This is a genomic window from Streptococcus infantis (assembly GCF_047464715.1).
Lineage (GTDB): Bacteria > Bacillota > Bacilli > Lactobacillales > Streptococcaceae > Streptococcus > Streptococcus infantis_S.
This window is the reverse complement of record NZ_JASHBJ010000001.1, coordinates 547,264-566,336: the sequence shown is the minus strand read 5'-3', so window position 1 is coordinate 566,336 and position 19,073 is coordinate 547,264. Positions and strand designations below refer to the sequence as shown.

21 protein-coding genes and 1 pseudogene are annotated in these 19,073 nt (G+C 36.8%); 11 read left to right on the top strand and 11 right to left on the bottom strand.

Going from position 1 to position 19,073, the window contains the following annotated elements:
• The first annotated feature begins 35 nt into the window (after positions 1–35).
• Positions 36–716 carry a RadC family protein gene (gene radC / locus QM419_RS02850; RefSeq protein ID WP_414277815.1) on the top strand — a complete coding sequence of 227 codons (681 nt, stop codon included), beginning with the start codon at positions 36–38 and terminating at the stop codon, positions 714–716.
• Between the two features lie 24 nt (positions 717–740).
• Here the strand turns inward: radC and QM419_RS02845 are convergent, their stop codons facing one another.
• The 7 genes from QM419_RS02845 to QM419_RS02815 all read right to left on the bottom strand — a co-directional run bounded on the left by QM419_RS02845 (position 741) and on the right by QM419_RS02815 (position 5,521).
• Positions 741–1,430, bottom strand: a complete 690-nt coding sequence (locus QM419_RS02845) for a gamma-glutamyl-gamma-aminobutyrate hydrolase family protein (protein WP_414277814.1) — start codon at positions 1,428–1,430, stop codon at positions 741–743.
• A 15-nt stretch (positions 1,431–1,445) separates the two neighbouring features.
• Positions 1,446–2,087: a redox-sensing transcriptional repressor Rex gene (locus QM419_RS02840; protein WP_254730203.1), complete on the bottom strand. Its 642-nt coding sequence runs from the start codon at positions 2,085–2,087 to the stop codon at positions 1,446–1,448.
• Between the two features lie 82 nt (positions 2,088–2,169).
• A complete protein-coding gene (locus tag QM419_RS02835; RefSeq protein ID WP_414277813.1) occupies positions 2,170–2,385 on the bottom strand; it encodes a DUF4649 family protein in 216 nt (71 codons plus the stop codon).
• Positions 2,386–2,394: 9 nt separating this feature from the next.
• Positions 2,395–2,742, bottom strand: a complete 348-nt coding sequence (locus QM419_RS02830) for a DUF1831 domain-containing protein (protein ID WP_016465846.1) — start codon at positions 2,740–2,742, stop codon at positions 2,395–2,397.
• Positions 2,743–2,746: 4 nt separating this feature from the next.
• Positions 2,747–3,862, bottom strand: coding sequence for a cysteine desulfurase family protein (locus QM419_RS02825; RefSeq protein ID WP_414277812.1), 1,116 nt, complete (start codon positions 3,860–3,862; stop codon positions 2,747–2,749).
• A gap of 15 nt (positions 3,863–3,877) precedes the next feature.
• Positions 3,878–4,828 carry a ribose-phosphate diphosphokinase gene (locus tag QM419_RS02820; protein WP_016465844.1) on the bottom strand — a complete coding sequence of 317 codons (951 nt, stop codon included), beginning with the start codon at positions 4,826–4,828 and terminating at the stop codon, positions 3,878–3,880.
• Positions 4,829–4,951: 123 nt separating this feature from the next.
• Positions 4,952–5,521, bottom strand: coding sequence for a CYTH domain-containing protein (locus QM419_RS02815; RefSeq protein WP_414277811.1), 570 nt, complete (start codon positions 5,519–5,521; stop codon positions 4,952–4,954).
• 133 nt (positions 5,522–5,654) lie between these two features.
• Here QM419_RS02815 and QM419_RS02810 point away from each other — a divergent pair, with 133 nt between their 5' ends.
• From QM419_RS02810 to QM419_RS02775, 8 genes are all read left to right on the top strand, one after another.
• Positions 5,655–6,326: a GTP pyrophosphokinase family protein gene (locus tag QM419_RS02810; protein WP_036754017.1), complete on the top strand. Its 672-nt coding sequence runs from the start codon at positions 5,655–5,657 to the stop codon at positions 6,324–6,326.
• Positions 6,310–7,128, top strand: coding sequence for an NAD kinase (locus QM419_RS02805; RefSeq protein WP_223333075.1), 819 nt, complete (start codon positions 6,310–6,312; stop codon positions 7,126–7,128). The genes QM419_RS02810 and QM419_RS02805 overlap by 17 nt, the downstream gene beginning before the upstream one ends.
• A complete protein-coding gene (locus tag QM419_RS02800) occupies positions 7,125–8,024 on the top strand; it encodes an RluA family pseudouridine synthase (protein WP_414277810.1) in 900 nt (299 codons plus the stop codon). Before QM419_RS02805 ends, QM419_RS02800 begins: the two co-directional genes overlap by 4 nt.
• A 15-nt stretch (positions 8,025–8,039) precedes the next feature.
• On the top strand, positions 8,040–9,014 hold the full coding sequence (pta, locus tag QM419_RS02795) for a phosphate acetyltransferase (protein WP_178895014.1): 975 nt from the start codon (positions 8,040–8,042) through the stop codon (positions 9,012–9,014).
• Between the two features lie 148 nt (positions 9,015–9,162).
• On the top strand, positions 9,163–10,014 hold the full coding sequence (gene ylqF, locus QM419_RS02790; RefSeq protein ID WP_414277809.1) for a ribosome biogenesis GTPase YlqF: 852 nt from the start codon (positions 9,163–9,165) through the stop codon (positions 10,012–10,014).
• Positions 10,001–10,780 (top strand): ribonuclease HII, encoded by a 780-nt coding sequence (locus QM419_RS02785; RefSeq protein WP_414277808.1) that lies wholly within the window; start codon positions 10,001–10,003, stop codon positions 10,778–10,780. The genes ylqF and QM419_RS02785 overlap by 14 nt, the downstream gene beginning before the upstream one ends.
• A 15-nt stretch (positions 10,781–10,795) precedes the next feature.
• Positions 10,796–12,346 carry a chloride channel protein gene (locus QM419_RS02780; RefSeq protein ID WP_414277807.1) on the top strand — a complete coding sequence of 517 codons (1,551 nt, stop codon included), beginning with the start codon at positions 10,796–10,798 and terminating at the stop codon, positions 12,344–12,346.
• Positions 12,347–12,407: 61 nt separating this feature from the next.
• Entirely contained in the window at positions 12,408–13,151 is a 744-nt protein-coding gene (locus tag QM419_RS02775) for a CPBP family intramembrane glutamic endopeptidase (protein WP_254725897.1), read from the top strand.
• Positions 13,152–13,688: 537 nt separating this feature from the next.
• On the opposite strand, the pseudogene QM419_RS02770 reads toward QM419_RS02775, so the two are convergent.
• Both QM419_RS02770 and QM419_RS02765 read right to left on the bottom strand, forming a co-directional pair.
• A pseudogene (locus tag QM419_RS02770) lies at positions 13,689–14,011 on the bottom strand (transposase); the annotation flags it as partial.
• A gap of 516 nt (positions 14,012–14,527) precedes the next feature.
• Positions 14,528–15,541, bottom strand: coding sequence for a hypothetical protein (locus tag QM419_RS02765; protein ID WP_414277806.1), 1,014 nt, complete (start codon positions 15,539–15,541; stop codon positions 14,528–14,530).
• Between the two features lie 152 nt (positions 15,542–15,693).
• On the opposite strand from QM419_RS02765, the gene QM419_RS02760 reads away from it, so the two are divergent.
• Positions 15,694–15,930, top strand: a complete 237-nt coding sequence (locus QM419_RS02760; protein ID WP_414277805.1) for a zinc-ribbon domain-containing protein — start codon at positions 15,694–15,696, stop codon at positions 15,928–15,930.
• A gap of 246 nt (positions 15,931–16,176) precedes the next feature.
• Positions 16,177–17,247 (top strand): tyrosine recombinase XerS, encoded by a 1,071-nt coding sequence (gene xerS / locus QM419_RS02755; RefSeq protein ID WP_414277804.1) that lies wholly within the window; start codon positions 16,177–16,179, stop codon positions 17,245–17,247.
• Between the two features lie 84 nt (positions 17,248–17,331).
• Here xerS and QM419_RS02750 read toward each other — a convergent pair whose 3' ends face one another.
• Both QM419_RS02750 and QM419_RS02745 read right to left on the bottom strand, forming a co-directional pair.
• The gene (locus QM419_RS02750) at positions 17,332–17,973 is read right to left on the bottom strand and encodes a hypothetical protein (RefSeq protein WP_414277803.1); all 642 of its coding nucleotides are present in this window, start codon (positions 17,971–17,973) and stop codon (positions 17,332–17,334) included.
• A gap of 108 nt (positions 17,974–18,081) precedes the next feature.
• On the bottom strand, positions 18,082–19,071 hold the full coding sequence (locus QM419_RS02745; RefSeq protein ID WP_414277802.1) for a lipoate--protein ligase: 990 nt from the start codon (positions 19,069–19,071) through the stop codon (positions 18,082–18,084).
• Between the last annotated feature and the right edge of the window lie 2 nt (positions 19,072–19,073).

Below are 19,073 nucleotides of genomic sequence, written 5' to 3'. Positions count from 1 at the left end.
TCCTTCTCACGAATAATAAAGTGAGGAGGATTTTTATGTATAGTATTTCATTTCAAGAAGATTCGCTATTACCAAGAGAAAGACTAGTCAGGGAAGGAGTAGAAGCACTCAGCAATCAAGAATTACTGGCAATATTACTAAGGACAGGAACGAAACAGGCCAATGTTTTTGAAATAGCACAGAAGGTCTTAAATCAGCTAACATGTTTAACCGACCTAAAAAGAATGAGCCTACAGGAATTGCAGACTTTATCAGGTATTGGACGTGTTAAGGCAATTGAATTACAAGCTGTTATCGAATTAGGCTACCGTATTCATAAACGCGAAACAGTGGAAATGGAGAGCATTCTTAGCAGTCGTAAATTAGCTAAAAAGATGCAAGCTGAGCTTGGAGATAAAAAACAAGAGCACCTAGTGGCGCTTTATCTGAATACACAAAATCAAATCATTCACCAGCAGACTATTTTTATAGGGTCTGCCACAAGAAGCATTGCTGAACCGAGAGAAATTCTCCACTATGCCTTAAAGCACATGGCAACATCTGTGATTCTGGTTCATAATCATCCATCAGGAGCAGTAGTCCCTAGTCCTAATGATGACCATGTAACAAAACTTGTTAAAGAAGCTTGCGAAATAATGGGGCTGGTCTTATTGGATCATTTAATTGTCTCACATTCGGATTATTTTAGTTACCGGGAGAAGACGGATATGATATAAAAAAACCTGCATCATATACAGGTTTTACAATTCATTGACGACATAGTCAAAAAGTGTTTTATCTTTTGGACGATTTTCAAAGAGAAATTCAGGATGCCATTGAACACCGAGATAAGGGAAACCATCCGTAGTTGTCACAGCTTCGATAACACCATCCTTAGGATCATATGCTATAACCATAAGATTAGGTGCCAAATCTTTAATGCTCTGATGGTGAAAAGAGTTGATATGAGAGATTTCTCCATAGATTTCTCGAAGGATAGTATCAGGTTCGGTAACAAGCCGCTGAGTAGTATATTCAGCAGAAGTATCTTGCCAATGGTCTTCGATATCTTGGTAAAGAGACCCACCCATGGCAACGTTAAAGAGCTGAGTACCACGACAGACAGAAAAAATTGGTTTATTTTGCTTGATTGCTTCTTTAATGAGTGCTAACTCAAAAATATCCCTTTGAAGGTGGTAGTCATCACTATCGATGACCTTTGGTTCACCGTAGTATTTTGGATCAACATTTTGACCACCTGTTAGGATTAATTTATCAATCAGGCTAATGTAGTAGCTAGCCATTTCTTCATCACCAATTGGTAGGATAATGGGGATACCTCCAGCTTCCTTAACTCCTTCAACAAAGCCTTTGGAAGCATAACTCATCATAAGATCATCATCTGGATGCGGGGTTTCATTTCCTGTAATCCCAATAACTGGTTTATTCATAAATATTTACACTTTCTAATCCTCTTTACGCATGAAATAGAGGAGGGTTTGAAGTTCGCTTGTAAGATCGACATACTGAACAACTACGTCTTTAGGAAGATGTAGGTGAACAGGAGAAAAACTAAGAATACCTTTGATACCGGCGTCGACTAATAGTTCTGCAACTTCTTGAGATTTAACACTAGGAACAGTAAGAATAGCAGTTTTAACATCACTATCCTTAATTTTGTCCTTTATTTGAGAGATTCCATAGATTGGAACACCATCAGGAGTTTGGGTACCAACCTCAGGATGATCATCTAGGTCAAAAGCCATGATGATTTTCATCTTGTTACGCTCATGAAAGCGGTAGTGTAGGAGGGCATGTCCCATATTTCCGATACCTACCAGCATAACATTGGTAATAGAATTATCATTTAAAAGATCAGCGAAAAAGTTCATGAGCTTTTTGACATCATAGCCAAATCCACGACGTCCAAGTTCGCCAAAGTAAGAGAAGTCACGACGAACAGTGGCAGAATCAATTCCAATCGCTTCTGCAATTTGTTTGGAATTAGCTCTTTCAATTTTTTCGGCATTAAATCTTTTAAAAATACGGTAATAGAGAGAAAGTCTCTTTGCTGTTGCTTTAGGAATAGCAGACTGTTTTTCTTTCACAAAATCACAACCTTTCTATCTACTATTTTATAGAAAGTTTGTGAAAATTGCAACAATAACGAAAAAAAACTAAGAAAAAATCTTAGTTTATCTTAGTTTCGTGGTAAGTCCTTAAAAAGCGATAGAGATTACCTAGAAGCCCTTGATAGATTTCAACTCCATTGTGAGTTAATGAAGTAATAAGAGTAGTATCAGGAAGGGTTACACAACCCGATAGAGAAAGCATGAGTGCTTCATAATCTTCATATTCTTGCACACGTTCTACTTGATAGAAGTCCTTGTAAGTTAATCGAAACATAACGACCTTTTATCTTTCACTTTTTGTAAATACGCCACGCTCAACAAGACTATCCATCAAGAAGTAGAATTTCTCTTGGTGGATATGAGTTTCTTCTGATTTGAAGATATCAACTAAACGTAGACCAAATTTATCTGTGATATTGATTTTTGCACCTGTTAAGTCTTTGTTGATAATAATCTTAAGTTGGAATCCCTCTCCACTATTTGGAACTTTTTCAAGAAGACGTGTTAATTCATAGTTACCAACTTTAGTTTCAAAAAACGTATTATCTTTAAGCGTAAATTTCTTTACAGTTGGGCTAAGTGTATAATCGTAACGACAATTTTTTAGTTTAATCGTTTGTTCGAATGCCATTGAGTTATCCTCCGATGATATTTTTAAGAGTTTTAGCAAGAGTTATCATTTCTTGTTCTGTATTTTGAGGTGAAATGCTGACGCGAACAGACTCGTGTAAGCGAGGCGAGTCTTCTCCATAAAAAGCCTGAAGAACATGACTAACCTGAACAATACCAGCGGTACATGCTGAACCTGTTGAAATAGAAATGCCTTCTAGATCCAGGCGAAGTAGTAGCAGATCATTTCGTTGTCCTGGGAAACCAATGTTGAGGACATAGGGAAGTTGCTCTTTACTTTGGTTTAGATAGTAGTTTAATCCATCCATTTCAGTTAGAAATGTTTCTTGTAACTTTTGAACTTTTTCAAAATTACTTTCTAAATGTTCAAGATCATCCTTAAGTGCCGCGACCATCCCTATAATTGCAGGAAGATTTTCTGTTCCTGCTCTTTTTTTCTGTTCTTGATCGCCACCGTGTAGATAAGAATCAAAATCTGTAGAAGAAGCGTATAGGAAACCTACGCCTTTGGGACCATAGAATTTATGTGCAGAAGCGCTAAGAAAATCAATTCCCAATTCTTCGGGAAGAATCTCTACTTTACCAATCGCCTGAACTGCATCAACATGATAAGAAGCTGGATGATTTTTTAAAACCTCACCAATTTCAGCAATCGGTAATAGAGTTCCTGTTTCATTGTTTGCAAACATAGTTGAAACTAGAATGGTATCTTCACGAAGAGCATTTTTGACTTGGTCTGCTGTGATTTCTTGATTGTCAGGTTTTAAAATAGTTACTTCAAACCCGAAATTTTCAACCAAATATTCAATTGGTTCAAGAACTGCGTGATGCTCAATAGCAGTAGTAATGATGTGTTTCCCACGCCCTTGTTGGCGAAGGCAGTAGCCGATAATTGCAGTATTATTACTTTCTGTACCACCAGAGGTGAAGAAAACATGCTGTGGCTTTGTTCCTAGTAAACTCGCTAACTCTTGACGCGCTTCTCGTAATAATTTACCTGCTTGGCGTCCATGACTATGAATACTAGAAGGGTTCCCATATGTTTCTTGCATGACTTGAGTCATCGCTGAGATAGCTGCAGGTGACATTGGAGTCGTAGCAGCATTATCTAAATATATCAAAAACTCACCTAATTTCTATTTAAACTTAAATAGTGGACTAACTGGTTTTCTTTCATGAATACGAACCATGGCATCACCAATTAATTCGCTTGCAGTAATGTATTGTACGTTTTTAGGTTTTTTACTTTCTGTTACAACAGAATCTGTAACCAAGATTTCTTTGATATTAGCTGCATCAAGCAATTCTGCAGCGCCGTCAACGAATAGTCCGTGACTTGAAACTGCATAGATTTCAGTCGCTCCATCGCGTTCTAGGATTTTAGCAGCTTCAGAGAAAGTCCGGCCTGTATTTAGAATATCATCAATCAAGATTGCTTTCTTGCCTTCAACCTCACCGATAATATATCCTTGGCTACGTTCAGAATCATCTTGAGCATAGTCGATGATAGCAATCGGAGCATCAAGGTATTCAGCAAGGCTACGAGCACGTTTTACACCTGAGTTTTTAGGGCTGACAACAACCACATCTGAACCAGTCAAGCCTTTATCGCAGTAATGTTTTGCAAAAAGAGGAATTGTATAGAGGTTGTCAACAGGAATATCAAAGAAACCTTGAACCTGAACAGCGTGAAGATCAAGTGTCAATACACGACTAACTCCAGCTTTAACCAACATATTTGCAACAAGTTTAGCCGTAAGAGGTTCGCGAGAAGAAGCGATACGGTCTTGACGAGCATAACCAAAATAAGGCATGACAACATTGATTGTATTTGCACTAGCACGAACACAGGCATCAACAGTGATTAAAAGTTCCATCAAATGATTGCTAACAGGATAAGAAGTAGACTGGATGATATAAACATCATAGCCACGAACACTTTCTTCGATGTTAACTTGGATTTCACCATCTGAAAATTGACGTGATGATAATTTTCCAAGCGGAACACCTGCAGCATCCGCAATTTTTTGAGCAATTTCATGATTTGATGAAAGTGAAAAAAGCTTCATATTCTTTGTATCTGACATTGATAAACCGTCCTCTATAAACTATGTGAATCAGTAAAAGGAAACATTTTATTAACAACTGTAGTCCATTACAGATTCTATTATTTTTTATCTCTTATATTTTATCAAAAAAAGTTGATTATTTCAGTTATTTTTCATATTTTCTATAAATCGAACTAATTTTGAAGGTGCTTTCTTATATTCGATATCATTTGCCTGTAAAAACTCCTGAAAATCAAGACTTCCCTGGTCTCCATTTTCGACTTCCAACTCTAGTTCATAATCAACAACATCGAAGTAGCTACTTTGATCAAGTGCCATGAGTCCGATAGACGTCTCTTTCTCATAACGAACAGTGGTTAAACAACCTAAAACAATCCATCCACTTGGTGAAACACCTCGATTTGAAAGTTCTTCTAAAATCATTCCCTGAGGAAGTTTACAATCGTCAAGACAATTTTTAGCTTCGTCAAAGGTGAGGGATTGATTGTACTCCATGTTTCCAACTTTTTGAGGAATCTTAATGGTTAATTCGGCACTATTTTCAAAAGTACGTATGCGCATAGCGATTTTATGCTGTCGAAGGTAAAAATCAGGCGTATCTAGGTAGTAATTTTTTTGTGTAATAGGAGTGACTTCTGAAAACTGAGCTAGCAAACGATCATATTCTTCTTCACTGAGAAGTGTTTTCATTTCAATTTCTAAATGTTTCATTTTTACAACCTTTTCTTTATATTTGAAAGCGATTTATGGTATAATAAGCATTGTATTTATTGTATATGATTTTCAGGAGAAAATCAAAAACTAGATAAATTAAACTGCATAGAGAATTGGACGTAAGAGTTATATGATTACAGAATGGGAAGAATTTTTAGATCCTTACATTCAAGCTGTCGGAGAATTGAAAATTAAACTCCGAGGAATCCGAAAACAATACAGAAAACAAAACCGACATTCTCCAATCGAGTTTGTCACGGGTCGGGTTAAACCGATTGAAAGTATCAAAGAAAAAATGGCACGCCGGGGTATTGGCTATGACACACTTGAACAGGATTTGCAAGACATTGCAGGTTTACGTGTCATGGTTCAATTCGTAGACGACGTAAACGAGGTTGTTTCTATCCTTCGTAAAAGACAGGACATGAGAGTTGTTCAAGAACGTGATTACATTACTCATCGAAAGGCATCGGGTTATCGTTCTTACCATGTGATTATTGAGTATACGGTTGATACGATTTACGGTGCAAAAACTATTCTAGTTGAGATTCAAATTCGTACCTTGGCTATGAATTTTTGGGCTACAATCGAGCATTCTCTCAATTATAAATATCAAGGAGATTTCCCAGAAGAAATCAAAGAACGACTTGAGATTACAGCCAGAATTTCACATCAGCTAGACGAAGAAATGAGTAAAATACGAGCTGATATACAGGAAGCACAAGCGCTCTTTGATCCTTTGCACAGAAAGTTAAATGACGGGGTAGGAAACAGTGACGATACCGATGAAGAATACAGGTAAACGAATTGACCTAATTGCCAACCGTAAGCCTCAGAGTCAGAAAGTTCTATTCGAGTTAAAAGAACGATTAAAAAAGAATAATTTTATTCTGAACGATAAAAATCCAGATATCGTCGTCTCTATTGGTGGTGATGGCATGTTGTTATCTGCTTTTCATAAGTATGAAAACCAACTGGATAAGGTTCGTTTTGTTGGGGTTCATACGGGACATTTAGGTTTTTATACGGATTATCGTGATTTTGAGTTGGACCAATTGGTTACAAATTTACAGTTGGATAATGGAGCTCAAGTTTCTTATCCACTCCTAAGTGTTAAAATCTTTCTTGAAAACGGTGAAATTAAGTCTTTCCGAGCACTAAACGAAGCTAGCATTCGTCGAGCGGATCGAACTATGGTTGCTGATGTCATTATTAACCATGTTCCCTTTGAACGTTTCCGTGGTGACGGCCTAACAGTTTCAACGCCGACTGGAAGTACAGCTTATAATAAATCACTTGGTGGAGCAGTACTACATCCTACCATAGAAGCCCTTCAATTAGCTGAAATCGCCAGTTTGAACAACCGAATCTACCGAACACTCGGTTCATCAATTATTGTTCCTAAAAAAGACAAGATTGAATTGATACCGACTCGAAATGACTATCACACAATCTCAATCGATAATAGTATTTATTCTTTCCGAAATATTGAGAAAATAGAGTATCAGATTGATCACCACAAGATTCATTTTGTAGCCACACCAAGCCACACCAGTTTTTGGAATCGTGTTAAAGATGCCTTTATTGGCGAGGTGGACGAATGAGGTTTCAGTTTATTGCCGACGAACATGTCAAGGTCAAAACCTTTCTGAAAAAACATGAAGTTTCAAAAGGGTTACTTGCCAAGATTAAGTTTCGAGGTGGTGATATTCGAGTCAACGGGCATCCGCAGAATGCAACCTATCTCTTAGATATCGGAGATGAGGTCGTCATTGATATTCCGCCAGAGGAAGGATTCGAGACACTTGAAGCAATTGATTATCCTCTAGATATTCTATTCGAAGATGATCATTTCTTGATTATTAACAAACCCTCTGGAGTCGCTTCAATCCCTAGTGTCAATCATTCCAATACCATTGCCAACTTTATTAAAGGCTACTATGTAAAACAAAACTATGAGAATCAGCAGGTTCATATTGTGACTCGGCTTGATAGAGATACCTCTGGATTGATGCTTTTTGCTAAACACGGCTATGCGCATGCTAGGTTAGACAAGCAATTGCAAAGAAAGGCTATTGAAAAGCGTTATTACGCCCTAGTCAAGGGAGATGGACATCTGGAACCAAAGGGAGAAATCATCGCTCCAATAGCTCGAGATGAAGATTCTATCATCACTCGACGAGTAGCAAAGGGTGGGAAATATGCCCATACGTCCTATCAAATCGTGGCATCTTATGGGAATATTCACTTAGTTGATATTCGTCTCCATACTGGGAGAACTCACCAGATTCGGGTTCATTTCTCTCATATTGGATTTCCATTGCTCGGAGATGACCTTTATGGTGGAAGTTTAGACCACGGCATAGAGCGTCAAGCGCTTCATTGTCATTACTTATCGTTCTATCATCCATTCTTAGAAGAACAGTTAGTGCTTGAGTGCCCACTGCCGGATGATTTCGACATACTTATTACACAGTTATCAAATAATAATTTATCTTAAAAGGAGTCAAAACTCATGGAAGTTTTTGAAAGTTTGAAAGCCAACCTAGTTGGTAAAAATGCTCGCATCGTTCTACCTGAAGGTGAAGAACCACGTATCCTACAAGCAACGAAGCGTTTGGTTAAAGAAACAGAAGTTATCCCAGTTCTCCTAGGAAACCCTGACAAGATTAAAATCTATCTCGAAATCGAAGGAATTACAGAAGGTTACGAAGTCATCGATCCAGAACATTACCCACAATTTGAAGATATGGTTGCTTCACTTGTTGAACGTCGTAAAGGAAAAATGACTGAAGAAGAAGCGAGAGAAGTGCTCAGCAACGATGTTAACTACTTCGGTGTTATGTTAGTCTATATGGGCTTAGTCGATGGTATGGTTTCAGGTGCTATTCACTCTACAGCTTCAACAGTTCGTCCAGCACTTCAAATCATCAAGACTCGTCCAAATGTGAGCCGTACATCAGGTGCCTTCCTTATGGTTCGTGGCACTGAACGTTACTTGTTCGGTGACTGTGCTATCAACATCAACCCAGATGCTGATGCTCTAGCTGAAATCGCGATTAACTCAGCTATCACAGCTAAGATGTTTGGTATCGAACCTAAAATTGCTATGCTTAGCTATTCAACTAAAGGTTCAGGTTTTGGTGAAAGTGTTGATAAGGTTGTTGAAGCAACAAAAATCGCTCATGAGCTTCGTCCAGACCTTGAAATTGATGGGGAATTGCAATTTGATGCTGCCTTCGTTCCAGAAACTGCAGCTCTTAAAGCACCAGGAAGTAATGTAGCTGGACAAGCTAATGTCTTTATCTTCCCAGGTATTGAAGCTGGTAACATTGGTTACAAGATGGCAGAGCGTCTTGGCGGATTTGCTGCAGTTGGACCTGTATTGCAAGGACTTAACAAACCTGTAAATGACCTTTCTCGTGGATGTAACTCTGACGATGTTTACAAACTAACTCTAATCACAGCAGCGCAAGCTGTTCATCAATAAGAATGAAATCCCTCTTTCCTTCTTGGTAAAGGGGGATTCCCCTTTTTTAAAGACATAATTCATCTGCAAAAATAGCCAAAATATGGTAAAATAGTCAGTAATCATCTATGTTTTATAGAATAAGTTTGTATGAAGAAAAGGAAATAAAATGGCAACTATTCAATGGTTTCCTGGGCATATGTCCAAAGCACGACGTCAGGTCCAGGAAAATTTAAAATTTGTTGATTTTGTGACAGTTTTAGTAGATGCACGTTTGCCCTTGTCTAGTCAAAATCCGATGCTGACTAAAATCATCGGGGAGAAACCAAGGCTATTGATTCTAAACAAGGCAGATCTTGCGGACCCAGCATTAACAAAAGAGTGGCGTCAGCACTTTGAATCACAAGGTATTCAGACACTTGCTATCAACTCTAAGGAACAAATAACAGTAAAAGTAGTAACGGATGCAGCCAAAAAGCTTATGGCAGATAAGATTGCTCGTCAAAAAGAACGTGGTATTCAAATCGAAACCTTGCGTACCATGATTATTGGGATTCCAAACGCTGGTAAATCGACTCTGATGAACCGTTTAGCTGGTAAGAAAATTGCTGTAGTTGGTAATAAACCTGGTGTGACAAAAGGTCAGCAATGGCTTAAAACCAATAAGGATTTAGAAATTTTGGATACTCCAGGGATTCTCTGGCCAAAATTTGAAGATGAAACTGTTGCACTCAAACTTGCCCTTACGGGAGCAATCAAGGATCAGTTACTTCCAATGGATGAGGTAACGATTTTCGGTCTCAATTACTTTAAAACGCATTATCCTGAAAAGCTTCAAGAACGTTTCAAACAAATGAATCTCGACGATGAGGCTCCAGAAATTATCATGGATATGACGCGTATTCTTGGTTTCCGTGATGATTACGATCGTTTTTACAATCTCTTTGTCAAAGAAGTTCGTGATGGAAAACTTGGTAACTATACCTTAGATACATTGGATGATCTCAATGGTAACGATTAAAGAAATAAAAGAAGAATTAGCAAAGATAACTGATCTTGAGAGCCCCTTATTTAAGGAATTTGAAAAAGATTCTCGTTCAGGTGTACAAAAGGAAATTGAAAAGCGTAAAAAGGCCATCCAAGCGGAAATGGATGAAAATCTTCGCTTAGAATCTATGCTTCGATATGAAAAAGAACTTTACGTTCAAGGGATTAACCTAATTGCAGGTGTAGATGAGGTTGGACGTGGTCCGCTAGCTGGTCCAGTGGTGGCTGCTGCAGTGATTTTACCTCAAAATTGTAAAATTAAAGGTTTAAATGACAGCAAAAAAATTCCTAAGAAAAAACACGAGGAGATTTTTCAGGCTGTCAAAGAGAATGCCCTAGCAATCGGTATCAGGATTATGGACAATCAAGTCATTGATCAAGTCAATATCTACGAAGCGACGAAACTAGCCATGAGGGAAGCTATCTCTCAACTTGAACCTCAGCCAGAACATCTTTTGATTGATGCTATGAAGTTGGATTTGCCAATTTCTCAGACATCCATCATCAAAGGAGATGCCAACTCCTTATCTATTGCAGCAGCATCGATTATAGCTAAAGTTACCAGAGATAAGATTATGGCAAACTATGACCAAGAATTTCCAGGCTATGATTTTGCTCAAAATGCTGGCTATGGAACTGCTAAGCATCTAGTAGGAATTGAAAAGCACGGTGTCACACCTATTCATCGCACCAGTTTTGAACCGATTAAAACGATCGTTTCAGAAACTAGTAAAAGATAATTAAAGGAGAGAATTATGGAGGAACAATCGGAAATACTTAGTTCTAAGAAAGAATTTGCCTTCGCGTCCAGTACGATCTTAGCTCAAGTAGGGCGAGGTATTATTGTCGGATTAGTTGTAGGAATTATAGTCGGATCATTTCGATTTTTGATTGAAAAAGGCTTTCATATCGTTCAAGGATTTTATCAAGACCAAGAAAATCTGATACAGAATCTATTGATTATTTTCCTTCTTTATCTTTATATATGCTGGCTTAGTGCCAAGTTAACGCGGTCAGAAAAAGATATCAAAGGTTCTGGTATTCCTCAAGTTGAAGCGGAGTTAAAAGGTCTCATGTCTCTCAACTGGTGGAGTGTCCTCTGGAAGAAATATATTCTAGGTATCTTGGCCATTGCGAGTGGGCTCATGCTCGGTCGTGAAGGTCCCAGTATTCAGCTAGGTGCCGCTGGAGGAAAAGGAATTGCTAAATGGCTCAAGTCTAGCCCTGTTGAGGAGCGTTCTTTGATTGCTAGCGGAGCTGCTGCAGGACTTGCTGCAGCCTTTAATGCACCGATTGCAGGGCTATTATTTGTAGTAGAAGAGGTCTACCACCATTTTTCACGATTCTTCTGGGTTTCTACCTTGGCAGCCAGTCTAGTAGCAAACTTCGTTTCCCTTCTCATCTTTGGCTTAACTCCTGTGCTTGATATGCCTGATAATATTCCTCAAATGAATCTTAGTCAATATTGGATTTATCTGGTTATGGGGATTTTTCTTGGAGTTTCTGGATATCTATATGAGAAAGCTGTTCTAAATGTCGGAAAAGTATATGATTGGATTGGGAAAAAGGTTCACATTGACAAAGCTTATCATCCAATTTTTGCTTTTCTCCTGATTATTCCAGTAGGAATCTTTCTACCACAAATACTTGGTGGGGGAAATCAGATTGTCTTATCCTTAACAGAACAAGATTATAGTTTTCAAATTCTCTTACTTTACTTTATCATTCGCTTTATCTGGAGCATGATCAGTTACGGAAGTGGACTGCCAGGTGGTATTTTCTTACCAATTTTAGCTTTAGGATCTTTACTTGGTGCTCTGGTCGGTGTTATTTGTGTCAATCTTGGCCTTGTTAGCCAGCAGCAATTTCCTATCTTTGTTATCCTTGGGATGAGTGGTTATTTTGGAGCTATCTCAAAAGCACCTTTGACAGCTATGATTCTTGTGACGGAAATGGTTGGTGATATCCGTAATCTCATGCCTTTAGGTATGGTGACCCTAGTTGCTTATATTGTTATGGATTTGCTCAAAGGAGCGCCCGTATATGAAGCCATGCTAGAAAAAATGTTACCTGAATCAGCAACTGATGATGGAGAAGTTACACTGATAGAAATCCCTGTTTCAGACAAAATAGCTGGAAAACAAGTACATGAACTCAATTTACCTCATAATGTGCTTATCACAACCCAAGTACATAACGGTAAAAGTAAGACTGTTAATGGATCTACAAGGATGTATCTAGGTGATATGATTCATCTCGTGATTCCAAAAAGTGAAATTGGAAAAGTGAAAGATTTGCTTTTATAGAAGTGTTGATTTACATAATTTTTATTACGAAAAGTTATAATATATTTTGAAAGGTTTCTCTATGAAAAATAATAAGGCAATTTTGGTATATTTGCTAGGAACATTTATCCAATTAGTATCAGTTTGTCTAGTTTTCTTTCTATTGAATCGTTACTCTGTTCAGTCTAATGTATTAACTATTTCAGGAATCATTCTAGGTGGAATTTCTTCAGCTCTTTGGGGAATAATTGTTGCTAATCGATATTTTCATATTCATTTTAAGAAGATTTTAAAAGATTTTTTTAACATTCATACTAGTTATAAACACTATTTATTATCTTTCTTCCTAATTGTATTTGATTTTTCTTTCATATTGTTTGGTGGGAAAATGTTAGAATTTAGCTGGTATCTCCCTTTTTTGATGTTCTTCAAATTTATTTTATTTGGAGGAATAGAAGAGATTGGATGGCGATATGTTTTTCAACCAATTTTACAAGAAAATTTGCCGTATTTCCTCTCAACAATTTTAACCTTTTTTAGTTGGGCTATTTGGCATCTGTTGTACTTTTACATAGATGGTTCTCTGGCAATATTACAATTGACGCCGTTTTTAATTGGATTACTGACAAATTCTTTCATACTATCAGCACTTTATATTAAAACAAACAATCTCTGGATTTGTGTAATGACTCATTCAATTATTAATGTCTTGTCTCAACTAACCATAGATACTAATCAATACGAAACTTACTTGATAAAAATTTTCGTCATCTTAGTTTCGTGCTATATGGTAATGAATAAAAAAGAAGAGTATAGTCGTAACTGATTGTATTAGTAAAATTTCATTTTAATAAAATGAAATATAGAAATCCAAAACCAAATCAAATTTGATTTGGTTTTTATGATAGATAAGTTTTTATGATAGATAATAAGAATCAAATTTTACTTGAATTACATTTACTAGAGTTGAAGATCGACGGAGGAGCCTTTAGCAAAAAGTATAAAAAATTTTAATTATAATAAATTAATTAAAAGAAAAACTAAAAAAATTTTTGGTTACAAACTATACACTAGCAAAACTAAAATTTTATGTACAATTGACTTAACGTGAGCTAAACTATTGATACAACTGAATTAGAAGCATAAAGTACATTCTTTAAGGAGTGTACTTTATTTTTATTTTGTACATTATTTTGAAGTGTTATTTTGTATATTTTCTAGTTCATAACATCATCTGATTTAAGGAATTGATTTGCACATTTTTACTCTAATAGGTGCAGAAGAAGTAGTGGTTCAATTGTACATTTTTTGCTACTCATTTAAGGTCTTATTGATAGTAAGATATAGATTTTTACTCGTGGTGCTAGTTAATCTCAAAGTATCTCAGATTATTAGTCAGAAAATTTGCTCCATTCTCAACTGCAATCCTGTTAAGCCTTCTAGCTGGTGTTTGTTCGACATCAAAAAAGCACAAAGTTCTGAAAATCGAGTTTCAATAGTCCGTCTCATAGCCATTAGTTTCCAATGATTATGTTGTTTAGCTCTTGCCATATTTTGACGTAAAGGCGTCCAAAGATGGTAACCTTTCTGTTTCAACTGTTCTCTGAGTTCATAGCTAAGATAAGCTAAATCAGCTAAAACATAGGGTTGAGAACAATTTTCTAGTAAGTCATCAACTGCCTTGACCGTCGATTAAGCCGACTTCTTTCAAGGAGACACCCACAAGGATTCTTGTTTAGAAGCACCGAATCAATCAAGAAGGAGCATCCTGAGGTTCCAGCATTTGAAGAATATGACGAGCTACTTGAAGCAATCAAAAAATCCCTATAAAAAGGGATTCTTTTATACCTATAATACCTTGTGCAAAATAGTCGTATATATCAAAATCAGAGTCACGTTACCTACTATTAGACCAAAAGTAGCAAGCAAGGTCTTTGATGTACCCGGCTTAAAATCTGCACTAATCAAATATGGCCAAAAGCATACCATTGGGAAAATGGCTATTAACACGCATACATAGGTAGGAAAGCTTGTCCAAAGAAAACGTGTCGTCTCTAACCAGTGCCCCCATGAAGGTATCATTATTTTGCTTATAGTGAAAAGTATGCATATAAGGTGGACCATCAGAAGATAAATAGCATACTTTGTCTTACTTAGTACTTTTTTCTTTTTCATTTTGCCTAATTATCCCTGCAAATTCTTCTATCGCTCTGCTGCAATATTAGAACTAAAATTAAAATTAACTATATCATTATTCGAATCAAGGTTTAAATTCATAAAATAATGATTCCAAAAGAATTCATTGTTACCTGCTCCCCACTGCACACCGTAATGTCCCAAATATTCATCTCTTGGCTCGCTTGGAGTCAGCCATATTTTTTTCCCAAATACTTTCGTGAACTCGTTTTCGTCAAGCTTCTTTAGTAAATCTATACCATCTATATTATATGAAATTCCATATTTTTTAGCAGCAGTTGTGCATTCAGAATCGAAGCAAACCTGCGTAACTACACAGTCCTTCAGCTCCGTACTCTTCCTCTTATCTCCGTAAACACCTATACATCCGAGAACTACATTCTTCTTTACAAGAAGATAAGTCGATCGTGTGACTGCAGAGTCATATGACTTAAATCCGCTTGGCACTGTTACACCGGAACCTTGGTATTTATAATAGCTTCCCGATGTCAAAAGCTCATTATAATTAGGATAATCATGTCTACCATTTGATACATAGATTTCAAACCCCTGGTCTATCAAATCCGAAATCTTAGTCTCTGTAAGATGAATTTCAGTTCTGTCAATTTTAAGTGGAGGTGCGTTATCAGGTAGACCTATAATTATATATACAAACATCAAAAAAACGAATACCATAAGCACTGCAACGATACCTATCCAAGATTTCCCGGTTCTCTTTCGTGCATTGAAAAGCGCCATTATAGAAGGCGTGATTATAGCAGCACCAATTGGCGCCGCCCCATGACGGAACATGCCCATGACCTTAAAGGCAATTACAGCGCTAATTAGTATTAAAACTATGTGCACTGCATACTCTCCTACGCTTAGCTTACTCGTCCTAGTCTGATTATTTGCTGGGGCATCGTACACTGGAACACCGTTCTCAAAGGTGTTCTTCATTCTAAAACGCAGCCAAAACAATATTCCAATAAACACAACTGCCAAGAACACTAGCAACCCAATAAAAACTAATCTTTCCATCTGTAACCTTTTCTCTGACCTAATTATCGTTCATCAAAATTCATATCTAGTCTACCACATTTTGAAATTGTTTTACAATATTTACATACTTGTGCACGAATCAAAAAGTTTTAAAAGGATTTAACGACTTAGCAACGACACAACAAACTCTAATGCATGAGTGGGATTATGTAAATAACCTCCTAATAGCAAATCCAACTGAAATCACAGAGTTGAGTAATATGTCTGTATGGTGGATATGTCAGGAAAACTCAGATCATCGTTATAAAATTCAAGTTAAAGAAAGAATGGCGTACAGAAAACGAAATAAAAAGGCATGTTCGATTTGCAAAGGTTACAGAAGAAAGCAAGAACATTTTATACAGTTTAAAAAAGATATAAAAAAATAAGAAAACTTTATTTAAGTAATATAAAGTATTTTTATATTGTCAAAATGTACAATTGAAAAATTTTCAGTTTTCACTTAGATAAAGTACATAATTAAGAATAATTAGCTCTAAAATAATTTTTGGTTATGGTTTAAGATTTAGTTATTGCATATATCACCTATAACATCTTTCCGAAAAACTATAATTTTCTTGAAAAAAATATATAGCTATGCTATACTACTAGTATAGAAAGATTTGGAGAAAAACATGAAACGCGAGATCTTATTAGAACGTATTGATAAACTCAAACAAGTCATGCCCTGGTACGTTCTGGAATACTATCAATCAAAACTAGCTGTTCCATACAGTTTTACGACCTTGTACGAATACTTAAAGGAATACGATCGATTTTTTACCTGGGTCTTGGAATCTGGTATATCGGATGCTGATACTATGGCAAATATTCCTTTGGATGTTCTTGAGAACATGACCAAGAAAGACATGGAATCTTTTATTCTTTACTTACGGGAGCGTCCTTTGCTCAATGCTAATACGACAAAGAATGGTGTCTCCCAAACAACCATCAACCGTACTTTATCAGCGCTTTCTAGTCTTTATAAGTACTTGACTGAGGAGGTTGAAAACGAGCAAGGCGAACCATATTTCTACCGTAATGTTATGAAGAAAGTTGCTACCAAGAAAAAGAAAGAAACTTTGGCTGCTCGAGCCGAAAATATCAAGCAAAAGCTCTTTTTAGGAGATGAAACAGAGGGGTTTTTGAATTATATCGATGAGGAATACCCAAAAACTCTCTCAAATCGTGCCCTAGCTTCCTTTAATAAGAATAAAGAGCGAGATTTAGCCATTATAGCACTCCTTCTCGCCTCTGGTGTCCGTCTCTCTGAAGCCGTTAACCTAGACCTTCGTGACCTCAATCTTAAGATGATGGTGATTGACGTCACTCGAAAAGGTGGAAAACGAGACTCTGTCAATGTTGCTGCCTTTGCTAAGCCTTATCTGGAGCAATATCTTGAAATTCGAGACAAACGTTACAAGACAGAAAAGACTGATACAGCCCTATTTCTGACCTTGTATCGAGGTGTTCCAAACCGAATTGATGCTTCTAGTGTTGAAAAGATGGTGGCTAAGTATTCGGAAGACTTCAAAGTTCGCGTGACACCCCATAAATTACGCCATACATTGGCAACGCGTCTATATGATGCAACCAAATCACAGGTTCTGGTCAGTCACCAGCTGGGACATGCCAGCACACAAGTTACCGACTTGTATACGCATATTGTTAATGATGAACAGAAAAATGCCCTGGATAGTTTGTAAGCTACATAACATAAATTATGTAACGTTTTAGAGTTAGAAAAAGAGCGTAGGATTTTTTATCGAATCTTACGCTCTTTTATTATTCTATAAAAATTCGATCCAATAATTACGGTGTGGCTCAATAATGACTGGTTTTCCCAAAAACGACTTTAGATAAGCCAGATTCGCAGGGCTAACAGGTCTTTTCTCTTCGTTGTACTTCTCAGCACTTTCTTTCGTTAGAAAGCATTTAACAGCTTCATATGGCGTACCATCGTTAGCTGTTCTATCAATGCCCATATAAGAAATTTCATCACCTTTTTGAGGAATGTCAGTAAGCAGTTTTCCAATAAAGTAGACCGTTTTATCTTTCATTAATTCATAAGCTTTACTATTTTTAAGGCGGTTATTAGCTGCAGCATACATAATACAAAAACTATCAACAATGTCTTTCATAGGCATTAATGCTTCTTTGCTAACGATAATTTCCTCAGGAGCAAGTCCTTCAATGATTAAGCTTTTATAATGAGGTTGCTGGATGACATTATCTAAAGCCATTCCCAGTGGGATTTGGACAGCTTGAAAACCTAATGGTTCTAACTCTTGTCTTTTCTTATCGAAGTGTTCTTGTGTGATACTAATAATCAAATCGTAAGGATTTGTAGATTCTTGTTTTTTTAAAAATGCTACCACAGTACGATCTAACTGTTCAAATAGTCCGAGATTTTCAATTGGAATTTTTATCATTGATATTAGGCCTCATTTATTTAAATTTTCACAATATTATACTCCCATCAAATTTTAATATCAAGTTTAAACAAAAAGAAATCCATATTACATGGATCTCTTTTGATTTTATTCTACAACTGCCTCAGCAATTTCTTCTGCAGTGATTCCTGCGAAGTATCGACCTAGGTTAATGGTTTGAAGGGCTTTAAGAACATCTTCACGTTCGTATTTGACACCACGAAGAACATCTTCTACTGCTGCAACATCTTCGATACCGAAGAAGTCACCGTAAATCTTGATATCTTGAATTTTTGACTCAATAACATTAGCAAAGATTTCAACCTTACCGCTTGGGAATTTAGTTCCACGACGGACATTGTATTCAGGTGATTTCCCATAGTTCCAGTCCCAAGTTCCAAACTTAGTTTCTTTGATTCGATTGATTTCAGCCAATTCTTCCTCAGAAAAAACGTACTCTGTCATTTCAGGGTATTCTTTTTTCATGTATTCCAAAAGCAAGTCACGGAACTCTTCAACGGTGATTTTTTCTGGCAATTCATCTACGATATTGGTTACACGTGCGCGAACTGATTTAACGCCTTTTGATTCGAACTTATCTTTAGAAACTTTGAGTGCGTTAGCAAGGACTGACAAATCAACGTCGAAGAGAAGGCAACCATGGTGCATGATACGGCCATTGATATAGGCTTGTGCATTTCCACAGAATTTCTTACCGTCGATTTCTAAGTCGTTACGGCCTGTAAATTCAGCTTTAACACCAAGTTCAGCTAAAGTATTGATAACTGGAGTAGAGAAGCTCTTGAAGTCAAAGGCTTTGTTTTCATCTTCTTTTGAAATGATTGTATAGTTGAGGTTGTTCAAATCATGATAAACAGCTCCACCACCACTGATACGACGTACTACTTCAATTCCGTGTTCACGAACATAATCACGGTTGATTTCTTCGATGGTATTTTGGTGACGACCTACAATAATAGATGGTTTGTTGATCCAAAGAAGGAAGATTTGATCCTCGTCCAAAAGATGTTTAAAAGCATATTCCTCTAAAGCAATATTAAAGGCAGTGTCATTTGAATGATTGATAATGTATTTCATAA